The 19,364-nt window shown below is 69.2% G+C and carries 16 protein-coding genes and 1 tRNA gene; 12 read left to right on the plus strand and 5 right to left on the minus strand.

Annotation, left to right across the window (positions count from 1 at the left end; all coding sequences use genetic code 11):
* Positions 1-5 precede the first annotated feature (5 nt).
* On the minus strand, positions 6-797 hold the full coding sequence (locus AC0LPE_RS08150; RefSeq protein WP_145691559.1) for an SDR family oxidoreductase: 792 nt from the start codon (positions 795-797) through the stop codon (positions 6-8).
* Entirely contained in the window at positions 794-1,960 is a 1,167-nt protein-coding gene (locus AC0LPE_RS08155; RefSeq protein WP_490606006.1) for a hypothetical protein, read from the minus strand. The genes AC0LPE_RS08150 and AC0LPE_RS08155 overlap by 4 nt, the downstream gene beginning before the upstream one ends.
* Before the next feature lie 82 nt (positions 1,961-2,042).
* Between AC0LPE_RS08155 and AC0LPE_RS08160 the strand changes: the two genes are divergently transcribed.
* The 6 genes from AC0LPE_RS08160 to AC0LPE_RS08185 all read left to right on the plus strand — a co-directional run bounded on the left by AC0LPE_RS08160 (position 2,043) and on the right by AC0LPE_RS08185 (position 8,455).
* On the plus strand, positions 2,043-2,984 hold the full coding sequence (locus AC0LPE_RS08160) for an IclR family transcriptional regulator (RefSeq protein ID WP_088899321.1): 942 nt from the start codon (positions 2,043-2,045) through the stop codon (positions 2,982-2,984).
* Positions 2,985-3,099: 115 nt separating this feature from the next.
* Entirely contained in the window at positions 3,100-4,032 is a 933-nt protein-coding gene (gene cysD / locus AC0LPE_RS08165) for a sulfate adenylyltransferase subunit CysD (protein ID WP_016693785.1), read from the plus strand.
* A complete protein-coding gene (gene cysC / locus AC0LPE_RS08170; protein ID WP_490606007.1) occupies positions 4,032-5,867 on the plus strand; it encodes an adenylyl-sulfate kinase in 1,836 nt (611 codons plus the stop codon). Before cysD ends, cysC begins: the two co-directional genes overlap by 1 nt.
* Positions 5,864-7,045: a 3'(2'),5'-bisphosphate nucleotidase CysQ gene (locus AC0LPE_RS08175; RefSeq protein WP_160877190.1), complete on the plus strand. Its 1,182-nt coding sequence runs from the start codon at positions 5,864-5,866 to the stop codon at positions 7,043-7,045. The genes cysC and AC0LPE_RS08175 overlap by 4 nt, the downstream gene beginning before the upstream one ends.
* Positions 7,046-7,097: 52 nt before the next feature.
* The gene (locus tag AC0LPE_RS08180) at positions 7,098-8,096 is read left to right on the plus strand and encodes an MBL fold metallo-hydrolase (protein WP_490606008.1); all 999 of its coding nucleotides are present in this window, start codon (positions 7,098-7,100) and stop codon (positions 8,094-8,096) included.
* Complete coding sequence (locus AC0LPE_RS08185; protein ID WP_490606009.1) at positions 8,093-8,455, plus strand: nuclear transport factor 2 family protein; 363 nt, start codon at positions 8,093-8,095, stop codon at positions 8,453-8,455. The genes AC0LPE_RS08180 and AC0LPE_RS08185 overlap by 4 nt, the downstream gene beginning before the upstream one ends.
* Before the next feature lie 67 nt (positions 8,456-8,522).
* Here AC0LPE_RS08185 and AC0LPE_RS08190 read toward each other — a convergent pair.
* The 3 genes from AC0LPE_RS08190 to AC0LPE_RS08200 all read right to left on the minus strand — a co-directional run bounded on the left by AC0LPE_RS08190 (position 8,523) and on the right by AC0LPE_RS08200 (position 10,251).
* Positions 8,523-8,598 (minus strand) — tRNA-Arg (locus AC0LPE_RS08190).
* A gap of 121 nt (positions 8,599-8,719) precedes the next feature.
* Positions 8,720-9,427 (minus strand): DUF305 domain-containing protein, encoded by a 708-nt coding sequence (locus AC0LPE_RS08195; protein WP_490606010.1) that lies wholly within the window; start codon positions 9,425-9,427, stop codon positions 8,720-8,722.
* A gap of 2 nt (positions 9,428-9,429) precedes the next feature.
* The gene (locus tag AC0LPE_RS08200; RefSeq protein ID WP_160877198.1) at positions 9,430-10,251 is read right to left on the minus strand and encodes a thioredoxin-like domain-containing protein; all 822 of its coding nucleotides are present in this window, start codon (positions 10,249-10,251) and stop codon (positions 9,430-9,432) included.
* Positions 10,252-10,406: 155 nt separating this feature from the next.
* Here AC0LPE_RS08200 and argS point away from each other — a divergent pair, with 155 nt between their 5' ends.
* From argS to rho, 6 genes are all read left to right on the plus strand, one after another.
* Positions 10,407-12,059, plus strand: coding sequence for an arginine--tRNA ligase (argS, locus tag AC0LPE_RS08205; protein ID WP_016693792.1), 1,653 nt, complete (start codon positions 10,407-10,409; stop codon positions 12,057-12,059).
* Complete coding sequence (gene lysA / locus AC0LPE_RS08210; RefSeq protein WP_490606011.1) at positions 12,056-13,477, plus strand: diaminopimelate decarboxylase; 1,422 nt, start codon at positions 12,056-12,058, stop codon at positions 13,475-13,477. The genes argS and lysA overlap by 4 nt, the downstream gene beginning before the upstream one ends.
* Positions 13,478-13,515: 38 nt before the next feature.
* On the plus strand, positions 13,516-14,802 hold the full coding sequence (locus AC0LPE_RS08215) for a homoserine dehydrogenase (protein ID WP_016693794.1): 1,287 nt from the start codon (positions 13,516-13,518) through the stop codon (positions 14,800-14,802).
* The gene (gene thrC / locus AC0LPE_RS08220; protein WP_016693795.1) at positions 14,799-15,890 is read left to right on the plus strand and encodes a threonine synthase; all 1,092 of its coding nucleotides are present in this window, start codon (positions 14,799-14,801) and stop codon (positions 15,888-15,890) included. The genes AC0LPE_RS08215 and thrC overlap by 4 nt, the downstream gene beginning before the upstream one ends.
* A gap of 37 nt (positions 15,891-15,927) precedes the next feature.
* Positions 15,928-16,857 (plus strand): homoserine kinase, encoded by a 930-nt coding sequence (gene thrB, locus AC0LPE_RS08225; RefSeq protein WP_490606012.1) that lies wholly within the window; start codon positions 15,928-15,930, stop codon positions 16,855-16,857.
* Positions 16,858-17,273: 416 nt separating this feature from the next.
* Positions 17,274-19,313 (plus strand): transcription termination factor Rho, encoded by a 2,040-nt coding sequence (gene rho / locus AC0LPE_RS08230; RefSeq protein ID WP_490606013.1) that lies wholly within the window; start codon positions 17,274-17,276, stop codon positions 19,311-19,313.
* Positions 19,314-19,364 lie beyond the last annotated feature (51 nt).

Genomic DNA, 19,364 nt, shown 5'->3' on the forward strand with positions numbered 1-19,364 from the left:
CCCGTTCAGTGGTGGTATTCGCCGCAGTTGACGTCGAGGCACTGGCCGGTGATCGCCGACGCCATCGGCGAGGCCAGGAAGATCACCGCATCCGCGATCTCCTCGGTGGTCGGGAGACGCTTCAGATCGGAAGCGGCGGCGGTGTGCTCGTAGATCTGTTCGACGGTGGTGCCGTACTTTCCCGCCTGGTGTTCGAAGTACCCCTGCAGAATCGGACCCCAGATGTACCCCGGTGCAACAGAGTTCACTCGAACTCCCTGCGGTCCGAGTTCGGTCGCCAGGGACTGCGACATCGCCAGCAACGCCGACTTCGCGAGTTTGTAACTGCCGTAACGTTCCTGGGAGTGACGCAGCACCATCGAATTGATGTTGACCACCGCGCCGGCCGACTCGGCGAGGGCGGGGGTGAACAACTGTGTGAGCCGCAGCGCGCCGAGGACGGTGAGTTCCACGCTGTCGCGAATCTGCTGGAAGTCGGTGCGCGACAACGGCTTCATCGACGGAACGGAGAAGGCGTTGTTGACGAGCACGTCGACACGCCCGAACTCCGAGACCGCCGCCTCGACGAGTGCGGCGGCGGACTCGTCGTCGGTGATGTCGGTGGGCACGACCAGTGCCCGGCGGCCCGTGCTCTCGACTTCCGCTGCAACCTTCTCGAGCCGCTCCCGGGTCCGGGCGGCAAGCACCACGTCGGCGCCGTGTTCGGCGCACCGCAGCGCGAGCGTGCGCCCCAGTCCCGGACCGACACCGGAGACCACGACGACGCGGTCGCGGAGCAGTCCCGCTGCCGCGCTCATGCGAGCATCCGATCGGCGACGCCCCGCTGGCGCTCCGCGATGCGCTGCGCCCACGCCTCGGGTGTGATGCGATTCGAGTCGTGGAAGGGCAGGACCTCGGGGAGCCGATCGAACGGCACCACCTCGGCGGTCGGGCCGTCGGCCGCGGTCAGTTCGCGATCGAGGCGCTGCCAGCGGAACTGCAGGATCCCGCGGCTGCGGCCGAGGGTCTCGACCCAGTTCGTCAGCCCCGGATCGCGAGCCGAGACCACGAGCCGGACCATCCCGTCGGGATCGACCTGCGCCTGACTGTTGTTCAGGGAGGTCTGGTGGTGGATGTAGTCCAGGGAGATGTACCAGAGACTGCCGATCTGGAAGCCCAGATAGGGCGCGTCGCTCGCCGGGAGGGTCAGGACCATCGCCTCGTCGTCGGCGAGTTCGTAGTGCCCGACGGACGAGTACTGCGTGTCCAGGCCGCCGGGGGTGCGGCGCGGCTCGGTCACCGTGTTCACCGGCAGCTTCAGGTAGAACCACTCGGGGAACTGCAGCCAGGTCTTCACCCGCGAGACCAGCGCGCGACCGGCACGTTCGTAACGGGTGACCACGTCCTGGTGGGTGGGTTCGGGAGCCGGGGTGCCGAGGCTGTCGAGCCGGTGGATGCTCAGTGTGCCGCGGCGTTGCGTCCAGTCGCTGTAGACCTCGCGGACCACGAGCTGCGACGAGCCGGGCGCGAGCGGGAAGTAGTTCCGTTCCGGATCGCGCGGGCCGGGTCCGAATCGCACCTCGAAGGTGCCGTCGTCGGCGATGTTCAGTGCGCGGTCGTCGAAGGCCGTGACGTTGCCGGGCACCCCCGCATCGGTGTAGTTGCCGGCCAGCACCTGGAAGCTGAGATCGCAGGTCGTGCCGCGGCGCCCGGTGACGACGTACTCGGCGTCGTCGCGGATCGACGCGCCCCAGTAGAGGGTGTCGGGATTGTCGAGGCCCATCTTCGCGTAGGGACCGGTGCCGGTGACGAAGACCGGATGGGAGCGGCTGTACGCGAAGGTGGCGTGCACGCACGCCGAGATCCCACCGGCCAGATATCCGTATCCCTCGACGAGGTCCTGTTCGGTGCGGATGTGCGGGGCGGTGGCGACGAGTTTCTCGGCCTCGGCTATCGCCGCGGTGAGCGGATCGGTGAGCACTGCGATCTCCTGTGGTCCAAATATGTACCGCTGCGGTAGTCTTCCGTTGCGCTGAGAGTAGAACGTGTTCCAGGGAGGGTCAATGGCTCGTCGCGAGACCGGAACGCTCGGAGAGTCCACCGCCGGGGCGGGAGCAGCCCGCCGGTCGCCACCCACGGAACGCGTCGTGCAGGTCCTCGACCACCTCGTCGCGCGACCCGGCGTCCGGTTCGGACTGTCGGAACTGGCACGCGAACTCGACCTGAGCAAGCCCACCTGTCTGGGCATCCTCACCGTCCTCGCCGACGCCGGCTATCTGATCCGCGACCCCGTCGACAAGACCTACGGGCTCGGTCCGGCGCTGATCGTCGCGGGACGCGCCGCCCAGCGCGGCTTCGCGTCCGGGCCGGTCGCGCACCGTCATCTCGCCGCACTCGCCGAGGAGTTCGGCGTGATGTGCTCCGCGTCGGCGGTCGTCGGCGACCGGATCGCGGTGCTCGACGTCGTCGGTGGCCACGGCACGGCCGCGGCGGCGCGTGTGGGGGAGGTCTATCCCTTCGCACCCCCGGTGGGGCTGATGTACGTGCTGTGGGACACCGACGAGCGCATCGAACAGTGGCTGCGGCGAGAGCCGACCCTGCCGGTCACCGTGGACCGCGACGACCTGTGGCGGATCGTCACCGAATGTCGCCGGACGGGTTATCTGGCCGAGTCCCTCACGCCCGGCGGCCGCCGCCTCTACGCGCTCATGGCCGGGGTGGTCTCGCACGATCTCGCGCCCGAGATGCGGGAGATGCTGGCGGAACTCGTGGCGAGCCCCGGTGAGCGCGTGCTGCTGCCCGACGCCTTCGCCGCGGGGGAAGAGCGGGCGGTCAACCTCATGGCCGCCCCGGCCTACGATCCCGACGGCCACCAGTCGCTCGTGCTCACGCTGCACCTCGAACGGGAGGTGGACGCGGCCGGGATCGAGCGGTGCGGTGCGGCGCTCGTGGCGGTCGCGGATGCGATCACCGCGGATCTCGGCGGACGCCGGCCGGCGCGCTGACGGAGCGCTGCGGAGACTACCCGTTGACCTGGAATTGAAACTCGTTCTACTGTTACGGAGTAATCTTCGACCGCATCGGTACACATGTGTACCGAGCCGGGTGAGAGGGGCACGAGTGACCACGGTGCCACCGCAACGACCACCGATCTACGAACTTTCGCTGCTCGGTGCGCTCGAAGCCGAGTCCGTGCATATCTTCCGCGAGGTCGCCGCGACCTTCTCCCGTCCCGTCCTGCTGTTCTCGGGTGGCAAGGACTCCGCGGTCATGCTCCACCTCGCGGCCAAGGCGTTCTGGCCCGCGCCGCTGCCGTTCCCCGTGCTGCACATCGACACCGGGCACAACTTCGACGAGGTGATCGACTTCCGCGACCGCACCGTCGAGCGCCTGGGACTCCGGTCGATCGTCGCCTCGGTGCAGGACGACATCGATGCCGGGCGTGCCGTCGAGGACGACGGACCGCACGCGACCCGCAACCGGCTGCAGACCGGAACCCTCCTGCGCGCATTGCAGGAAGGGGGATTCGACGCCGTCTTCGGGGGTGCTCGTCGCGACGAGGAGAAGGCCCGCGCGAAGGAACGCGTCTTCAGCCTGCGCGACGAGTTCGGGCAGTGGGACCCGAAGGCGCAGCGACCCGAACTGTGGCAGCTGTACAACGGCCGGCACCGCCGCGGCGAACACATGCGGGTCTTCCCGCTGTCCAACTGGACCGAACTCGACATCTGGCGGTACATCCGCGACGAGGGTGTCGACCTGCCGTCCCTGTACTACGCCCACCGGCGCCCGGTGATCGAGCGCGACGGAATGCTGCTCGCACACACCCGCTTTCTCACCCTCCTCCCCGGGGAGACCCCGCGCGAGAGCCTCGTCCGATTCCGCACCGTCGGGGACGCGACGTGCACCGGCTGCGTCGAATCCGCCGCCACCACCGCGGACGAGGTGGTCACCGAGGTCTCCGCCAGCCGGGTCACCGAACGCGGCGCGACGCGGGCGGACGACCGGATCTCCGACGCCGGGATGGAAGACCGCAAGAGGGAAGGATATTTCTGATGTCCCGCCTGCTGCGCATCGCCACCGCCGGCAGCGTCGACGACGGCAAGTCCACGCTGATCGGCCGATTGCTGTTCGACTCGAAGGCCGTCTTCGAGGACCAACTCGAGGCGGTGACCCGCACGAGCCTCGACCGCGGCGCCGACCGCGCCGATCTCGCGCTGCTCACCGACGGCCTGCGCGCCGAACGCGAACAGGGCATCACGATCGACGTCGCCTATCGCTATTTCGCCACGGCGCACAGAACATTCGTCATCGCCGACACTCCCGGTCACGAGCAGTACACGCGCAACATGGTCACCGGGGCGTCCACCGCCGACCTGGCGCTCGTCCTCGTCGATGCCCGCAACGGCATCGTCGAGCAGACCCGCCGGCACGCCTTCCTCGCGTCGCTGCTCGGGGTGCGGCACGTGGTGCTGTGTATCAACAAGATGGACCTGGTGGACTGGTCGCAGAGCCGGTTCGACGAGATCTGCGACGATTTCCGGAATTTCGCGGCGAAGCTCGACATGCCCGACCTCGCGTTCGTTCCCATCTCCGCGCTGCACGGCGACAACGTCGTCTCCCGCACCGCGAACATGCCGTGGTATGAGGGGACTTCGCTGCTGCATCACCTCGAACACGTCCACATCGCGTCGGACACCAACCTCATCGACGCGCGACTGCCCGTGCAGTACGTCATCCGCCCGGGCGAGGGCGAGCACCGCGACTTCCGCGGCTACGCCGGAACGGTCGCCGCCGGCGGATTTGCATCCGGCGACGACGTGGTCGTTCTCCCTTCCGGTTTCGGAACACGGGTACGGACGTTGTGGGGGCCGGGCGGAACGGAACTCGAGCACGCCTTCGCCGGTGCGGCGGTGTGCGTCGAACTCGAGGACGACCTCGACGTCGGACGCGGTGACATGCTGTGCCGCCCCAACAACCGTCCACTCGTCGGGCACGAGATCGACGCCATGGTGTGCTGGTTCGACGAACGCTCCGCACTCGACCCGGACGCCCGCTACGCCCTGCTGCACACCACCCGCTCGACCACCGCGCGGGTCGCGCGGCTGGACTACCGGCTCGACGTCAACAGCCTGCACCGCGACGAGGCCGCGACGACGCTCGGCCTCAACGAGATCGGCCGCGTGCAACTGCGTACGCAACAGCCGCTGCTGTTCGACCCCTACCGGCGCAACCGCACCACCGGAAGCTTCGTGCTCGTCGACGAACGCACCGGCAACACCGTCGCGGCCGGGATGATCACCGGGCCGACGCTGGCGGACAGCCGGGTGGTCTGGCACTCGGCGGCGGTCTCGCGGACCGAACGGGGGAGAGCCGGGGCGACGGTGTGGCTCACCGGGCTGTCCGCCTCCGGCAAGTCCACGCTCGCCGTCGAACTCGAACGACGACTGCTCGCCGAAGGCATCCCCGCCTACCGCCTCGACGGCGACAACCTCAGGCACGGCCTCAACGCCGACCTCGGATTCGGCCCCGAGGACCGCGCGGAGAACGTCCGCCGCGTCGGCGCGGTCGCACAACTGATGGCCGACGCCGGACTCGTCGCGATCTGTGCGCTCATCAGCCCCTACCGACAGGACCGCGACCGCATCCGCCGCCAGCACGAGGAGGCGGGGATCCGTTTCGTCGAGGTCTTCGTCGACACCCCGCTCGCCGACTGCGAGGCCCGCGATCCGAAAGGCATGTACGCGCGGGCACGCGCCGGCGAGATCACCGGATTCACCGGCGTCGACGATCCCTACGAACCACCGTCCGATCCCCAACTGGTCGTGCGCCCCCACGACGGCACGCCTGCCGTGCAGGCGGGCCTCGTCGTGGAATTGTTGAGGACATGACGCACGACTACAGCGACGATGCCCGCCTTGCGGCCGGGGGCGACGACGCTCGACCCGCGGCCGAGAGCGACGACGCCCGACTCGCAGCCGAGACGGCTTCCGGCGCAGGTGAACTGTTGCTCACGGTCCGCGCCATCGAATCGGATGCCCTCACCGGGCGCGAGCTGGGCCGGCGCGGCGATCACGCCGCCAACACGTACATCCTCGAACGGCTGGCGGCCGCGCGCCCCGGCGACGCGGTGCTCTCGGAGGAATCCGCGGACGATCCGGCGCGGGTCGGCGCCGACCGCGTCTGGATCATCGACCCGCTCGACGGGTCGAAGGAGTACGGGATGCCCGACCATGTCGACTGGGCGGTCCACATCGCGCTCTGGGAGGCAGGGCGAGGGCTCACCGCCGCCGCGGTCGCGCAACCGGCGATCGGCGTCGTCCACAGCACCGCAGATCCGGTTCCGGCGCCGCGGCCGGCCCGCCGTCGCCCCCGCATCGTCATCAGCGGGAGCAGGCCGCCTGCCTTCGTGTTCGATCTGGCCCGCGATCTCGGTGCCGACCTGATCCGGATGGGTTCGGCCGGTGCCAAGGCGATGGCGGTGGTGCGCGGGGAGGCCGACGCCTACATCCACGCGGGCGGTCAGTGGGAGTGGGATTCGGCGGCACCGGTCGCGGTCGCGCGTGCCGCGGGTCTGCACTGCGCCCGCATCGACGGCAGCGAACTCGAATACAACCGGCCGCATCCGTATCTGCCCGACCTGGTGATCTGCCGCGCCGACTGGGCGCCGGAGGTGATGTCCGCGCTGGCCGTGCACGCCACCGGGCCGACCGACAGCCCTCGGGTCGCGATGGCACGCGCCTACATCCGATCCCTGGTCAGTCACGACGCGTCCCACGTCCGGCTCGCCGAGGACGCCTGGCGGGTCGAGAACGGGGAGCGCACCGGCGACAGCGGCATCGAGATCCGCGACCGCCTCGAGAACGGCCCGGAATACCGGCCCATCCGCCGTGTCCGCGACCTGCAGTTCCGCGAATGGCACCACAGTGTCGTCGCGCGGTTCGTCCTGGACATCGCGGCGGGCCCGAGCGCGGAGATGTCGGTCGCGGTGACGGAGCACTTCGACATCCCGGCGGGGGAGATCAGGTCGATCGTCGCGATCATCGAGCCCGCGCAGGGTAATAGTTGAATTCATTGTTGTAGCTTTCGAAAGAAAGTCACCATGACCGAGAGGCATCACCATGGTCGAAGCGCGTGACATCGGGGACGGCATCCACGTCGTTCCCGTCCCGGTGGCGGACCTACCCGTCGGCGACACCCAGGTCTACGTGATGGAATCCCCGCGCGGCGTCGTCCTCGTCGACGTCGGCTGGAACGACGACCGGTCGTGGGCAGCGTTGCAGGACGGCCTGGCCACCGCCGGCCTGTCGGTCACCGACGTCGAGGGCGTGGTGGTCACCCATTTCCACCCCGACCACGTCGGGCTCACCGGGCGCATCCGGGAGGCCTCCGGCTGCTGGGTCGCGATGAACGAGGCCGACTTCGCCCACCTCGAGGTCATGCTCTCCGACGACGACCGCCGTCCTCAGGAAGCCGATCTGCTGCGCCGCGCCGGGGCACCCGAGGACGCGATCGAGGAATCGCTCGCTACCCTCGTACCGGCGGTCGGCCGTCCCGACGCGCTGCCCGACCGCAAACTTGGTGCCGACGAGGCGATCCCGCTGACGGGGCGGTCACTGCGCACCGTGCTGACCCCCGGTCACACGGCCGGCCACGCGTGTTTCCTGCTCGAGGAACACGGTGTGCTGTTCAGCGGCGACCACGTCCTCGCGACCACGACCCCGCACGTCGGCGAGTTCGATTTCCCTCTGCCGCAACGCGACGCACTGGGGGAGTACCTCGACTCGCTGCGCGCGGTCGCCGACCTGCCCGTGCGACGCGCACTGCCCGCGCACCGGCAGCAGATCGACGACCTGCCGCACCGCGTCGGCGAACTGATCGCCCACCATGACCAGCGCCTCGACGATCTCTACGACGCGTTCGGCGACGAGGAACTCACGCTGTGGGAGGCCACCGCCCGCATGCGCTGGTACCGGCCGTGGGACGAGACTCCCTTGCACGGCAAGCGGATGGCGCTCGCAGAGGGCTCGGCGCACGTCCGGCAACTCATCGAGCGGGGACGGGTCCGTCGCGTGCCCGGTACGGAACCCGCCCGCTTCGCGCGCGTGCAGACCCGATGACCCCGGACGAGCTGGTCGTCGAGTTCTGCCGGCGCTGGGCCGATCCCGATCCTGCCGAGCTCGCGGCCTTCTTCGCCGAGGATGCGGTCTTCCACAACATCCCGATGGAACCGATCCGCGGCCGCGCGGCGATCGAGGAGTACATCGCGGGCTTCGTGACGTCCTTCGGGGCGATCGACTACCGCATCCACCATCAGGCGGTCTCCGGCAACGTCGTGCTCAACGAACGCACCGATGTGTTCACGATGAACGGCCGGACGATCGAGCTGCCTGTCACGGGCGTCTTCGAGATCGTGGACGGGAAGATCGCGGCCTGCCGCGACTACTTCGATCCCACACCCTTCACCGCCGGAAACTGACCGGCCCCTGGGCACCGAAGGCCCCTGGAACGCCGAAGGCCCCGCTTCGTGAGAAGCGGGGCCTTCGTGGTGCCCTCGGCAGGATTCGAACCTGCGACTTCTTGCTCCGGAGGCAAGCGCTCTATCCCCTGAGCTACGAGGGCATCCGGACCACCGGATGACCGGAGGTGCGGGAGTTAGCCTAGCGCATCGAGCGCTCAACTCCACATCGCCAGGTCAGAGCCGGTTTTCGGCCCGAAGTCGCGGTTTCGCCCGATCGGTGGCTCAGTTGAGGGGCAGGGGTTCGGCGCCGCGCTCGGCGAGCAGCGACCTCATCAGATCCGATTCACCCTGCTGCGTGGCGACCATCGTGCCCGCCAGATTGCGCACCGCCGAGGTGCTCGCGTACTGCTCGCCGTACTCCATCATCGGCAGACCACCCTCGTGGTGGCGCAGCATCAGCTGGAGGAAGAGCACGTCCAGTTCGGGACCGCGCGCGGCCCGGAGATTCGCGAGATCCTCGGAGGTCGCCATGCCCGGCATCAGATGTGAACCACCGGAATCCGCGGAGTCCGCGGCCGTGCCGTGATCACCGTGACCGTGACCCGGTTCGGTCATCCACGCCATGTAGTCACCTGCCGGCAGCGCAGGCTGTCCCCACAGCGACAACCAGCCCTGCATCTGACCGATCTGGTTCTGCTGGGTGGTGAGGATGTCGTACGCGATGTTGCGGATCCGATCGTCCTCCGAATTGGAGACCACGACGGCGGCCATCTCGACGGCCTGGTCGTGGTGCACGATCATGTCCTGCGCGAACCCGACATCGACCGAGCCTGCGCCCGGCGCGGCCGGGGCGGAATCCTCGAACGGGATCCGGGACAGGAACCCCGCGAGGAAGCCGACCGCGACCGCGGTGGCGGTGAGCAGCACCAGCAGCAGCCGGTTGTGCCCACCGCGCTCGGAGGTGGAGATGGTGGGGGAGGTTTCGCTCATCGTCAGCTCCCGGCCGGTGCCTGCTGCATGTCGCCGATGGATTCCCCGTTCATCGGCACCGCGTCGGGGCCGGGCTCGGAGGCGTCGAAGGGCGGCGGGTTCGCCGGATCGAACGAGCCGGGGATCGTCGAGCAGCTCGCACCCACCTCGGGATAGGTGTACTGGTTCAGACGCAGCGCACTGATGAACTGGTCGATGCGTTCGTCGTCGACGCTCTCGACCTCGAGCCGGTGACCCCACGACTGCAGTGAGACGGGAGCCTCGAGTCCCGGATAGGGTGACATCACCATGTAGGTGCGGCCGTCGACCTTCGCGCGGAGCGTGTCGACCTCGGCGTCGTCGAGCAGATCGGGGTTGTAGGCCACCCACACCGCGCCGTGCTCGAGCGAATGCACCATGTTCTCGTTCCGGACCGGCTGCTCGTAGACCGTGCCGGTGCAGGTCGCCCAGACGGAGTCGTGGGGGCCACCGAAGGGCGGCGACTGGTCGTAGGCGACGCGCTGGCCCGGCGCGACGTGCACACCGGCCGGATACTCGATCTTCAGCACGCCCTCGATGTCGTCCGACGGGTCCTGATTGGACTCCGACGGCGTCCACGCCGACATCTCCTGCTGGTTCTGGTACTTCGGGATCAGGCTCACAGCGATCACGCCGACCAGCACGACGACCAGGGCCACGCCGCCGATCGTCAACCACGGGATCTGACGCTGCGCGGGGACCCCGCGAGCGCCGCCGCTCTTCTTCTTGGCGGCCTGGATGGCCTTCGACGACTTGGCTCCGGTCTTCTTGTTACCGGAGCCGCCACTAACCGAACCGCTGGGCATCGCTGTGTGCTCTTTCGACGGGTGGACAGGCGGACGCGCGCCCATCGGGCGCACAAACACCCACAACTCTACGGGCGTGCTCTCGCGCGGTGCCCGGAGCTGCCGGTAGGGGGAGCGTCGGCGCCGCAATCGACCAGCCAATAGGATGGACACCTGTGACTCCCTCCGACCTTGCTCAGCTGCTCCGCGGAACCGCCGCCGGTGTCCTCACCGACCGTGGTCTCGACGCGTCCGTTCTTCCCGAGACCCTCACCGTCGAGCGCCCGCGCAATCCGGAGCACGGCGACTACGCGACCAACGTCGCGATGCAGGTCGCGAAGAAGGTCGGTGTCAATCCCCGCGAACTCGCCACCTGGCTCGCCGAGGCCCTGACCGCCGCCGACGGCATCGATTCCGCCGAGGTCGCGGGCCCCGGATTCCTCAACATCCGGCTCGCCGCCGACGCCCAGGGAGCGATCGTGGCGAAGGTGCTCGCGGAGGGCGCCGCCTACGGCAACGGCAGCGACCTCGCGAACACCAAGATCAATCTCGAGTTCGTCTCCGCCAACCCCACCGGCCCGATCCACCTCGGTGGCACCCGCTGGGCCGCGGTCGGCGACGCGCTCGGACGCATCCTCAGCGCCCAGGGCGGCGAGGTCACCCGCGAGTACTACTTCAACGACCACGGCGCGCAGATCGACCGCTTCACCCGGTCGCTCATCGCCTCCGCGCTCGGACAGCCCGCCCCCGAGGACGGCTACGCCGGCGCGTACATCGTCGACATCGCCTCCTCCGTGCTCGAGCAGCGCCCCGACGCCCTCGAACTCCCCGAGGCCGAGCGGCACGAGACGTTCCGCTCGATCGGCGTGGACCTGATGTTCGCGCACATCAAGCGCACCCTCCACGAGTTCGGTGTCGACTTCGACGTGTACTTCCACGAGAACTCCCTCTTCGAGAGCGGAGCGGTCGACAAGGCCGTCGAGACGCTCAAGGCGTCGGGCAATCTGTACTTCGAAGACGGCGCCTGGTGGCTCAAGAGCACCGACTACGGCGACGACAAGGACCGCGTCGTCATCAAGTCCGACGGCAACGCCGCCTACATCGCCGGCGACATCGCCTACTTCCAGGACAAGCGCTCGCGCGGCTTCGACCTGTGCATCTACATGCTCGGGGCAGACCACCACGGCTACATCGCGCGCCTCAAGGCCGCCGCAGCGGCCTTCGGTGACGACCCCGACACCGTCGAGGTGATGATCGGCCAGATGGTCAACCTCGTCCGCGGTGGCGAGGCCGTGAAGATGAGCAAGCGGGCCGGCACCGTCATCACCCTCGACGACCTCGTCGAGGCGATCGGCGTCGACGCCGCGCGCTACTCGCTCGTGCGGTCGTCGGTCGACCAGAGCATCGACATCGACCTCGAACTGTGGGCCAGCACCACGAACGAGAACCCGGTCTACTACGTGCAGTACGCCCACGCGCGACTGTCGTCGATCGCGCGCAACGCCGCCGATCTCGGCCTGACCACCGAGGGCGCCGACTTCGCACTGCTCACCCACGAGCGCGAGGGCGACCTCATCCGCACCCTCGGCGAGTACCCCCGGGTGCTCGCGAAGGCGGCCGAACTGCGTGAACCGCACCGCGTCGCCCGGTATCTCGAGGAACTCGCGGGCACCTACCACCGCTTCTACGACGCCTGCCGGATCCTGCCGCAGGGCGACGAGGAGGCCGGTCCGCTGCACACCGCGCGACTCGCGTTGTGCGCGGCCGCACGTCAGGTACTCGCCAACGGCCTCGGCCTGCTCGGCGTCAGCGCCCCGGAGCGGATGTGAACGCGCATCCGGCGGGACCGCGCCACGCCCAGATCCCGCACGCCCCGAACCTGCCCGAACGCCCCGTCGACGCCGCGGCGCTCAATGCGCTCGCCCCGCACGTGTGGCCGCGCAACGCGTCGCGCGGTGAGGACGGCGTCATGCGCATCGCCGGCATCCCGGTGACCGAGCTCGCCGAGAAGTACGGCACCCCGCTGTTCGTCGTCGACGAGGACGACTTCCGGTCCCGCTGCCGGGAGATCGCGGAGGCCTTCGGCCCGTCGGCGAAGGTGCACTACGCGTCGAAGGCGTTCCTGTGCAGCGAGATCGCACGGTGGGTCCACCAGGAAGGGCTCTCGCTCGACGTCGCGTCCGGTGGTGAGCTCGCCGTGGCCCTGCACGCCGGCTTCCCCGCCGGGAAGATCGCGATGCACGGCAACAACAAGTCCGTCCGCGAACTGCAGGCCGCCGTGACCGCCGGGGTCGGGCACATCGTGCTCGACTCGCTCGCCGAGATCGACCGGCTCGACGCGGTCGCCGGTGAGGCCGGTGTCGTCCAGGACGTGCTCATCCGGGTGACCGTGGGCGTCGAGGCCCACACCCACGAGTTCATCTCCACCGCGCATGAGGACCAGAAGTTCGGGCTCTCGCTCGCCGGCGGAAACGCGATGCAGGCCGTGCGCCGCGTCGTCGCCGCCGACAATCTCCGCCTCGTGGGTCTGCACAGCCACATCGGCTCGCAGATCTTCGACGTCGACGGCTTCGAGCTGGCCGCCCACCGCGTCATCGGCCTGCTGCGCGACATCGTCGCCGAGTTCGGTGTCGACAAGACCTCGCAGATGAACATCGTCGACCTCGGTGGTGGCCTCGGCATCTCGTACGTGCCGAGCGACGACCCGCCGCCGGTCGCCGATCTCGCCGCGAAGCTCAACGACATCGTCCGCACCGAGTCCGCGCTCGCCGGGCTGCCGGCCCCGACCCTCGCGGTCGAACCCGGCCGCGCCATCGCCGGGCCGGGCACGGTGACGCTCTACGAGGTGGGAACCCTCAAGGACGTCGAGGTCGGTTCCGGGCACGTCCGCCGCTACATCAGCGTCGACGGCGGCATGAGCGACAACATCCGCACGTCGCTGTACCAGGCGGAGTACGACTCGCGCCTCGTCTCCCGCGTGAGCGACGCCGAACCGGTGGTCTCGCGCGTCGTCGGCAAGCACTGCGAGAGCGGCGACATCGTCATCCGCGACGCCTGGATGCCCGCCGACGTCGCAGCCGGTGATTTACTGGCGGTCGCGGCGACGGGTGCATACTGCTACTCGATGTCGAGCAGGTACAACCTGCTGCCTCGCCCCGCCGTCGTGGCGGTCAAGGACGGTGTCTCGCGCGTTCTGCTGCGCCGCGAGACCGTCGAAGATCTGCTCAACTTGGAGGTTTCGGAGTGACCAGTGCAACGGCGACCGATGCTTCGGACCGGCGTCCGGTGGGTGTGGCGGTTCTCGGGCACGGCACCGTCGGTGCCGAGGTCGCGCGGATCATCCGCGAGGACGCCGCGGATCTCGAGGCGCGCATCGGTGCCCCCCTCGAGCTGAGGGGCGTCGCCGTGCGCGACGCCGCCCGCGACCGGGGTCTTCCCGCGGAACTGGTCACGACGAACGCCGAGGCGCTGATCCGCCGCGACGACGTCGACATCGTCGTCGAACTCATCGGCGGCATCGAACTGCCCCGCAAGCTCGTGCGCACGGCGCTCGACGCCGGCAAGTCCGTCGTCACCGCCAACAAGGCGTTGCTCGCCGCCTACACCGGCGAACTGGCCGAGGTGGCCGAGGCCCGCAACGTCGACCTGTACTTCGAGGCGTCCGTGGCCGGCGCGATCCCGGTGATCCGTCCGCTGACCCAGTCGCTCGCGGGCGACAAGGTCAACCGGGTCGTCGGCATCGTCAACGGCACCACGAACTACATCCTCTCGGCCATGGACGAGACGGGCGCCGACTACGGCGAGACGCTCGCCGAGGCCGGCCGCCTCGGATACGCCGAGGCCGATCCCACCGCCGACGTCGAGGGTTTCGACGCGGCCTCGAAGGCGGCGATCCTCGCGTCGATCGCCTTCCACACCCGCGTGACGGCCGCCGACGTCTACCGCGAGGGCATCTCCTCGATCACCGCCGCCGACCTCACCTCGGCGCGCGCGCTCAACTGCACGATCAAGCTGCTCGCGCTGTGCGAGCGCGTCCCGTCCGCCGACGGCAAGGACCGCGTGTCCGCCCGGGTCTACCCGGCGCTCGTGCCCCGCGAGCATCCGCTGGCCTCGGTCAACGGCGCGTTCAACGCCGTCGTCGTCGAAGCGGAGTCCTCGGGCCGGCTCATGTTCTACGGCCAGGGTGCCGGTGGCGCCCCGACCGCCTCCGCCGTGATGGGCGACCTGGTGATGGCCGCCCGCAACCGGGTGCAGGGTGGTCGTGGTCCGCGTGAGTCGAAGTACGCGCAGCTGGAGATCGCGCCCATGAGCGACATCCTCACCCGCTACTACGTCAATCTGAAGGTCGCCGACCGCGCCGGCGTGCTCTCCGCGGTCGCCGCCGAGTTCGCCACGCGGGGCGTGAGCATCGCAGCGGTCCGCCAGGAAGGCGCCGGCGACGCTGCCCGTCTGGTGGTACTCACCCATCAGGCCACCGACCGTGCGCTGGCGGATACCGTCGCAGCGCTCGACAAACTCGAATCCGTGATCGCTGTGACCAGCGTCCTGAGACTGGAGGGATCCGCCGAATGAGCGCGGCCGAGAAGAACACCACCCCCGTGCACACGCCGTGGCCGGGCCTGATCGAGGCGTACCGTTCGCGCCTGCCGATCGGTGACGACTGGAAGACGGTCACGCTGCGCGAGGGTGGCACGCCGCTGCTCCCGGCTCCGCGTCTGTCGGAGATCACCGGCTGCGAGGTCCACGTGAAGGTCGAGGGGCTCAACCCCACCGGCTCCTTCAAGGACCGCGGTATGACCATGGCGGTCACCGAGGCCCTCGCAACCGGCAAGCAGGCCGTGCTGTGCGCCTCCACCGGCAACACCTCCGCGTCGGCTGCCGCCTACGCCGCCCGCGCCGGTATCGGCTGCGCGGTGCTCGTGCCGCAGGGCAAGATCGCGATGGGCAAGCTCGCCCAGGCCGTCATGCACGGCGCGAAGATCGTCCAGGTCGAGGGCAACTTCGACGACTGCCTCGAACTCGCCCGCAAGACCACCGCCGAGTTCTCCACCATCGGTCTGGTCAACTCGGTGAACCCGGTGCGCATCGAGGGCCAGAAGACCGCGGCCTTCGAGATCGTCGACGCGCTCGGCGACGCTCCCGACGTGCACATCCTGCCCGTCGGCAACGCCGGCAACATCACGGCCTACTGGAAGGGCTACAGCGAGTACGCGGCCGACGGCCTCAGCACGCGCCGCCCGCGCATGCTCGGTGTCCAGGCGGCCGGTGCCGCACCGCTCGTCCTCGGCCATCCCGTGAAGGATCCCGAGACCATTGCGACCGCCATCCGCATCGGTGCCCCCGCATCGTGGAACGGCGCGGTGGCCGCCAAGGAAGAGTCGAACGGCGCGTTCCGCGCGGCGACCGACGAGGAGATCCTCGAGGCGTACCGGCTGCTCGCGAAGTCCGAGTCGATCTTCGTCGAGCCGGCCTCGGCCGCGTCCATCGCCGGCCTGCTCGCCGCGAGCAAGGAAGGCTGGCTCGAGCGCGGCCTCAAGGTCGTGTGCACCGTGACCGGCAACGGTCTCAAGGATCCCGATACGGCCCTGCGCGACGTGCCCGTGGTCGAGCCCATCCCGGTCGACCCGGTCGCGGTCGCCTCCGCGCTCGAGTTGGCCTGAGTTGACCGCCACGCCTTCCTCCGTTGGGAATCAGGACATGACGCAGACGTTGCCCGTGGGGCTTTCGGTGACGGCACGGGTTCCCGCCTCGAGCGCGAATCTGGGCCCCGGCTTCGACTGCCTGGGTCTCGCCCTCGGTCTGTACGACGAGATCACCGTCACCACAACGGCTTCCGGGCTCGACGTGAAGGTGGAGGGGGAAGGCGCCCAGGAGGTTCCGTGGGGACCCTCGCACCTCGTGGTCCGTGCCGTCGAGCGAGGACTCGAGGCCGCCGGTGTGTGGGCGGACGGACTGGACGTCGTGTGCCACAACGTCATCCCGCACTCGCGTGGCCTGGGGTCCTCCGCTTCGGCGGCGGTGGGAGGACTGGCGGCGGCCAACGGGCTCGTCCGCAAGATCGCTCCCGAGCGCGTCCTCGACGACGAGCAGCTCGTGCAGCTCGCCTCCGAGTTCGAGGGCCATCCCGACAACGCCTCCGCGAGCGTCCTCGGTGGGGTAGTGGTGTCGTGGACCGAGGCCGAGGTCGACTCCGAGCAGCGGACCTACCGCGCGGTGAACCTGCGCGCGCACCCGGACATCAAGGCGTACGCCTTCGTCCCGTCGGTCCGTTCGTCGACGGCCCACACCCGGGGCCTGCTGCCCGAACTCGTCCCGCACCGGGACGCGGCGTTCAACGTCAGCCGGGCGGCTCTGGCGGTCGTCGCGCTCACCGAGCGCCCCGAACTGCTGATGCCGGCGACGCAGGATCTGCTCCACCAGGCCCAGCGGGCGCCCGCACTGCCGCTCACCACCAAATGGGTGGCCGCACTGCGCGAGGCGGGCATCCCCGCCGTCGTCTCGGGCGCCGGGCCGACGGTCCTCGCGCTCACGACCTCCGCGCTGCCCGACGAGCTGCGGGCCGCCGCCGAGGCCGACGAACTGACGGTGCTCGACCTCGAGATCGCCGAGGGCGTCCAGGTCGACTGAGACCGACACGCGGTGCTGGACGGCCCGAGGGGCGGTGCTGGACGGGCCCGAGGGGCGGGGCCGGACGGGGGTCGACGGGTGGTGCAACACACACGTCCCATCCGGCACGGCGATTCTTGCTCTACGTACAGATCGTCGCTATTCTGTGGGGTGTCCGCACGTCGTGCGTATCAGTCGCCGGATTCTCCAGGGCAATCACTCCAGCTCCATCGGGGCGTCGAGCCTGGATCGATCCTCACCTGCTCCCGGATCCGGGAGGGGGACAGACCGCACCTACCGGATTTCGGTGTGGTGGCGGACGTGCCGACCGTTCGTTTTCCCTGAACTCGTACGGCAAATCCCAGCTCAGTGGACGAACTGATCTGCGGGACGAACCCTCTGCTGCGCATGAGCGAGCGAGGGAAGGAAGGATCTCCGTGACAGATACGGACCTGATCACTACACCTGCACTCGACATTCCTGAGGCCGGTAGCCGGACGACCACGCGCGGTCGCCGCGGAGCAGGCCTTTCGGGCATGGTGCTCGCCGAGTTGCGGACTCTTGCCGCCGAGCTCGGAATCAAGGGCACCTCCGGGATGCGCAAGGGTGATCTCATCGCTGCGATCAAGGAGAAGCAGGGAGGCGGCGCCGCCGCACCTGCCGAGCAGCCTGCCTCCGGCGCCGAGAAGACGGCTGCCCCCGAGAAGGCCGAAGCAGCAGCGAAGACCGAGACGGCCGACAAGCCCGAGGGAGCGCCCTCGCGTGGCACCCGCGGTCGCCGTGGCCGGGCCGCCGCCGACGAGACCGCCGCGCCCGAGCAGAAGGCCGACGCCGCGCCGGCCGAGCAGAAGGCCGACGTGAAGTCCGGCGACGAGGGCTCGCAGGAGAAGCCGCAGGGCGGCCAGACCTCCAGCGGCGACAACGAATCCGACGGGAACCGTCGCGGCCGTGGCCGTCGCGGACGCCGCGGTGGCGACAACGCCGACCAGAACCAGCAGACCGAGGGCGCCGACGCGTCCGAGGACGGTCGCCAGGATCGCGACTCGCAGCGCGACAAGGGCCAGGATCGCGACTCGCAGCGCGAGCGTGGCCAGGACCGCAACTCCGGCGACGGCTCCTCGCGCCGCGACCGCAACCAGAGCGACCGCAACCAGGACGGTGGCGATCGCGACGGCGGTAACCAGGGTCCGCGCCAGGGCCAGGACAACCGTGGGGGAGACGACGAGGAAGGCGGCCGCGGACGCCGGGGTCGTCGCTTCCGTGAGCGTCGTCGTGGACGCGACCGCGGCGAGAGCGGTTCGGACTCGCGCGAGCCCGAGATCCGCGAGGACGACGTCCTGCAGCCGGTCGCCGGAATCCTCGACGTCCTCGACAACTACGCGTTCGTCCGCACGTCCGGATACCTCGCCGGCCCGAACGACGTGTACGTCTCGATGAACATGGTGCGCAAGAACGGCCTGCGTCGCGGCGACGCCATCACCGGCGCCGTGCGTGTTCCCCGCGAGGGCGAGCAGAGCAACCAGCGTCAGAAGTTCAACCCGCTGGTCCGCCTCGACACGGTCAACGGCCGCGACGTGGATTCGGCCAAGCGCCGCCCCGAGTTCAACAAGCTCACGCCGCTGTACCCCAACCAGCGTCTGCGGCTCGAGACCCAGCCGAACATCCTCACCACGCGCGTGATCGACCTGGTCATGCCGATCGGTAAGGGTCAGCGCGCACTGATCGTGTCGCCGCCGAAGGCCGGTAAGACCACGGTCCTCCAGGACATCGCGAACGCGATCGCCGTCAACAACCCCGAGTGCTACCTGATGGTCGTGCTCGTCGACGAGCGTCCCGAAGAGGTCACCGACATGCAGCGTTCGGTGAAGGGCGAGGTCATCGCCTCGACCTTCGACCGGCCGCCGTCGGATCACACCTCGGTCGCCGAGCTCGCCATCGAGCGTGCGAAGCGTCTCGTGGAGATGGGCCAGGACGTCGTGGTGCTTCTCGACTCCATCACCCGTCTCGGCCGCGCGTACAACAACTCGTCGCCGGCATCCGGACGCATCCTCTCCGGTGGTGTCGACTCGACCGCGCTGTATCCGCCGAAGCGTTTCCTCGGTGCTGCCCGCAACATCGAGAACGGCGGATCGCTCACGATCATCGCCACCGCGATGGTCGAGACCGGTTCCACCGGCGACACCGTGATCTTCGAGGAGTTCAAGGGCACGGGTAACGCCGAGCTCAAGCTCGACCGGAAGATCGCCGAGCGACGCGTGTTCCCGGCGGTCGACGTCAACCCGTCCGGTACCCGCAAGGACGAGCTGCTCATGAGCCCCGACGAGTTCGCCGTGGTGCACAAGCTGCGCCGCGTGCTCTCGGGCCTCGATTCGCACCAGGCGATCGATCTGCTCATCGATCGGCTCAAGAAGTCCAAGACGAACATCGAGTTCCTCATGAATGTGGCGAAGACCGCACCGGGGGCACTCGACGACTGACGTCGGCGCCCCGGGGAATTTCTTCCCGGGGCCCTTCGTTTGGCATAATCG

The organism is Rhodococcus sp. S3, assembly GCF_058211795.1.

Bases quoted from the DNA above. Each gene is read 5' to 3' on its own strand.
- AC0LPE_RS08150 (WP_145691559.1), bottom strand. From the start codon at position 797: ATGAGCGCGGCAGCGGGACTGCTCCGCGACCGCGTCGTCGTGGTCTCC.
- AC0LPE_RS08160 (WP_088899321.1), top strand. From the start codon at position 2,043: ATGGCTCGTCGCGAGACCGGAACGCTCGGAGAGTCCACCGCCGGGGCG.
- cysC (WP_490606007.1), top strand. From the start codon at position 4,032: ATGTCCCGCCTGCTGCGCATCGCCACCGCCGGCAGCGTCGACGACGGC.
- AC0LPE_RS08175 (WP_160877190.1), top strand. From the start codon at position 5,864: ATGACGCACGACTACAGCGACGATGCCCGCCTTGCGGCCGGGGGCGAC.
- AC0LPE_RS08180 (WP_490606008.1), top strand. From the start codon at position 7,098: ATGGTCGAAGCGCGTGACATCGGGGACGGCATCCACGTCGTTCCCGTC.
- AC0LPE_RS08185 (WP_490606009.1), top strand. From the start codon at position 8,093: ATGACCCCGGACGAGCTGGTCGTCGAGTTCTGCCGGCGCTGGGCCGAT.
- AC0LPE_RS08195 (WP_490606010.1), bottom strand. From the start codon at position 9,427: ATGAGCGAAACCTCCCCCACCATCTCCACCTCCGAGCGCGGTGGGCAC.
- AC0LPE_RS08200 (WP_160877198.1), bottom strand. From the start codon at position 10,251: ATGCCCAGCGGTTCGGTTAGTGGCGGCTCCGGTAACAAGAAGACCGGA.
- thrC (WP_016693795.1), top strand. From the start codon at position 14,799: ATGAGCGCGGCCGAGAAGAACACCACCCCCGTGCACACGCCGTGGCCG.
- thrB (WP_490606012.1), top strand. From the start codon at position 15,928: ATGACGCAGACGTTGCCCGTGGGGCTTTCGGTGACGGCACGGGTTCCC.